The following is a 2,692-nucleotide window of genomic DNA, read 5'->3' on the forward strand; positions in this document are numbered from 1 at the left end:
AGGGCGACGACGACGAGCAGTCACCGGCACCGCTGATGGTGATCCTGGTTGCCGACCTGGCCGAGGCGCGCGGACGGGTCGAGGCCGCGGGTGGCGTGGTGACCCTCGAGCCCTTCTCCTTCCCGGGCGGCCGACGGTTCCACTTCCGGGAGCCCGGCGGGAACGAGATGGCCATGTGGGTGCCCGAGTAGCCCCAGACCGGGCTGCCGCGGGCCGCCGCCTCACGCGCTCGGCTCGAACCCCTCCGGCAACGCGAGCCGCGTGAGTTTGGCCGGGTTGGAGTGGAAGTAGACCCGCGTGACGCGGCCGTCGACCACACCCAGCTGGGCCACCCGGACGACCCCACGGGAGACCACAGCCAGCGCGAACTCCCCGTTCACCTCGACCGGAGCGATCATGCCGTCGGACAGCTCCGCCGCCTTGATGAGGAAGTACGCACACTTGCGGGCCCCCACGATGTCCCTGCGGGCGGCGTTGACCTTCCCGTCGCTGTCCGAGACCACCCGGGCGTCCGCGGTGAGCACCTCGATTGTCTGCTGGAGGTCACCGGCCAGGACGGCCTCGACAAGCCGAGAGATCACCGCATCCGGTGCACGCTCCGGCGGACGCAGGTCGGTGTCCAATCTGCGCCTCGCCCGGCTCACCCACTGACGGACCGTGGGCACGGCCGCGTCCAGCGCGCCGGCGATCTCGGCGTAGGGCAGGGAGTAGGCCTCGCGCAGCACGAAGGCCGCGCGCTCCTCGGGGCCGAGCTGCTCGTAGGCCAGCAGGACGGCGATCCGCAGGTCGTCGTGCTGCTCGGCCAGCTCCGAGGGCAACAGTGCGGTGTCGACGGGTTCGGGGAGCCACGCCCCCACGTAGTCCTCCCGCCTGCGTCGCCGCAGCCGGTCCAGGCACAGGCGCGTGGTGACCGTGGTGAGCCACGCCTCGGGGTTGTCGGGCGCCGATCCCGCCTCGAGACCGACCAGGCGGGCCAGGGCCTCGGCGGCGGCGTCCTCCGCGTCGGCCCACGTCCCGGTGATGCGGTACCCGACCCCGAGGAGCCGTCCCCGGACCCGGTCCACCGCGGCCCGGTCGAGTCCGGCGAGCGCACCGGCCGTCGTCACCTCGGGCGAACGGGATCGATGTCCTCCCGGCGCACGCCCTTGAGCGAGCCCGGATCCTTCCGGGTGGCCACTGCGATCCGGTTCCATGCGTTGATGGTGACGACCTCCATCAGCAGCTGTCCAGTGCCCGACTCGCCCCGGTGTCGGACCACGTCGTCCCAGAGCTCGTCCGGGACCGAGTCCTCGCCGTGGATGTGGGTGACCGCGTCGGCGAACCGCAGGACCGTGAGGTCCCCCTCGGACAGCTCACCGGCGTGGGCGGGCCAGTTCTCGGCGGCCACGATCCGGGCGTCGTCCCAGCCGTCTTTACGGGCGTCGCGCCGGTGCATGGCGGTGCAGAAGCGGCACTCGTTCACGGCCGAGACCCGGAGTCGGATGAGGTGGCTGTCGGAGCGGGAGACCCGGGTCCGGGTGTAGGCCTCGAGCGCCAGCATGGGTGCCATCGCCCCCGCGCTGACCTGTTTGCGCTGTCCGTGGTCGTTCCGGTGTGTGCTCATACCCCTTCGACGCACCAGCGCTCCCGGATGTGACACGCACCCGGATACGACACTGGCCCGGGGCAGTGGATGGGTGCGACAGTGGATGGGTGCGATCACCTATGGCGGTCAGCGCGGCCCCCTCCTAACCTGGTCACATGACCGATCCCGACGATCTGCTGCTCTCGGACACCGAGCGCCTGCACGCGCTCACCGCTCTCGGCGACCACTACGCGGCGGGCCGCCTCGACGACCCGGAGTTCCACTCCCGCTCGGGTGACGTCGCCGCGGCGCGCACCCTGGGTCAGCTGCGCGGGTCGTTCAGCGATCTGCCGGGTGGCATGCCGCTGGCCATCGTTGACGGCATGATCGTCCAGTCGGCCACGGCGGGTGGTGGTGAGCTGGTGCGCGCCTCGTCGTCGTCGCCCGCGGTGCCGGATCCGGACCGCGAGCTCCAGGATCTCCGCAAGCGCGGCAGGACCGTGGAGACGCTCGACGGGTTGGTCCTGGGAGCGACTCTCGTGGCGTTCCTCGTACTGCAGTTCGTGGTGGGGTGGGATTACGCGTGGATCGTGTGGCCGTCGCTGGTCCTGACCCTGGGGGTTCCCCGCGCCATCCTGCAGTTCTCCGACTCGGACGAGGAGCTCTACGAGGAGCTCAAGGAGTCCGACGACGAGGCCCGCAAGGAGCGCCTCCGCGCGGCCACCGAGAGGATCCGCGAGCTCGGCGACGGGCGCGAGACGCGGTAGGCCTCTCGCGCGAGATGCGGTGGGCCTTGTCGCGTCAGGTCTCCTCGAGCGCGACGCCCTTGCGTTCCGGGAGGGTGAACGCGGCCAGCGCTGCCACGACGAAGGCCGCCGCGAACACCCCGAAGACCATCGCGGTGCCCCCGGCGCCGAGCATCACCGGGACGAGCAGTGGCGCGATGATCGAGGCGATCCTCCCGAACGCGGCCGCCGCGCCGGTGCCGGACCCGCGGGTCCTGGTGGGGTAGAGCTCGGGGCCGATCGCGTACAGCGCGCCCCACGCGCCGAGATTGAAGAACGACAGCGCCATGCCCGCGGCGATGATCGTCGCCGGCGAGCCCGCGAGCCCGAACAGGCCGGCGGC

At 71.8% G+C, this 2,692-nt stretch carries 4 protein-coding genes and 1 pseudogene; 2 read left to right on the plus strand and 3 right to left on the minus strand.

Features of this window, described 5'->3' with window-relative positions; translation table 11 throughout:
* A pseudogene (locus G6018_RS09265) lies at positions 1-191 on the plus strand (VOC family protein); the annotation flags it as partial.
* Between the two features lie 30 nt (positions 192-221).
* Here G6018_RS09265 and G6018_RS09270 read toward each other — a convergent pair.
* Both G6018_RS09270 and G6018_RS09275 read right to left on the minus strand, forming a co-directional pair.
* Positions 222-1,106, minus strand: a complete 885-nt coding sequence (locus G6018_RS09270; protein WP_182639445.1) for a sigma-70 family RNA polymerase sigma factor — start codon at positions 1,104-1,106, stop codon at positions 222-224.
* The gene (locus G6018_RS09275; RefSeq protein ID WP_241731112.1) at positions 1,103-1,603 is read right to left on the minus strand and encodes a carboxymuconolactone decarboxylase family protein; all 501 of its coding nucleotides are present in this window, start codon (positions 1,601-1,603) and stop codon (positions 1,103-1,105) included. Before G6018_RS09275 ends, G6018_RS09270 begins: the two co-directional genes overlap by 4 nt.
* Before the next feature lie 137 nt (positions 1,604-1,740).
* Here G6018_RS09275 and G6018_RS09280 point away from each other — a divergent pair, with 137 nt between their 5' ends.
* Positions 1,741-2,331: a DUF1707 domain-containing protein gene (locus G6018_RS09280; RefSeq protein ID WP_182639446.1), complete on the plus strand. Its 591-nt coding sequence runs from the start codon at positions 1,741-1,743 to the stop codon at positions 2,329-2,331.
* Positions 2,332-2,365: 34 nt separating this feature from the next.
* Here the strand turns inward: G6018_RS09280 and G6018_RS09285 are convergent.
* The coding region (locus G6018_RS09285; protein ID WP_182639447.1) for an MFS transporter at positions 2,366-2,692 on the minus strand (327 nt) is incomplete at its 5' end.

Source organism: Dietzia sp. DQ11-44, from assembly GCF_014145205.1.
Classification (GTDB): Bacteria; Actinomycetota; Actinomycetes; order Mycobacteriales; family Mycobacteriaceae; genus Dietzia; species Dietzia natronolimnaea.

Excerpts from the sequence above, each read along its gene's own strand:
- G6018_RS09280 (WP_182639446.1), top strand. The coding sequence starts at position 1,741 with ATGACCGATCCCGACGATCTGCTGCTCTCGGACACCGAGCGCCTGCAC.
- G6018_RS09275 (WP_241731112.1), bottom strand. The coding sequence starts at position 1,603 with ATGAGCACACACCGGAACGACCACGGACAGCGCAAACAGGTCAGCGCG.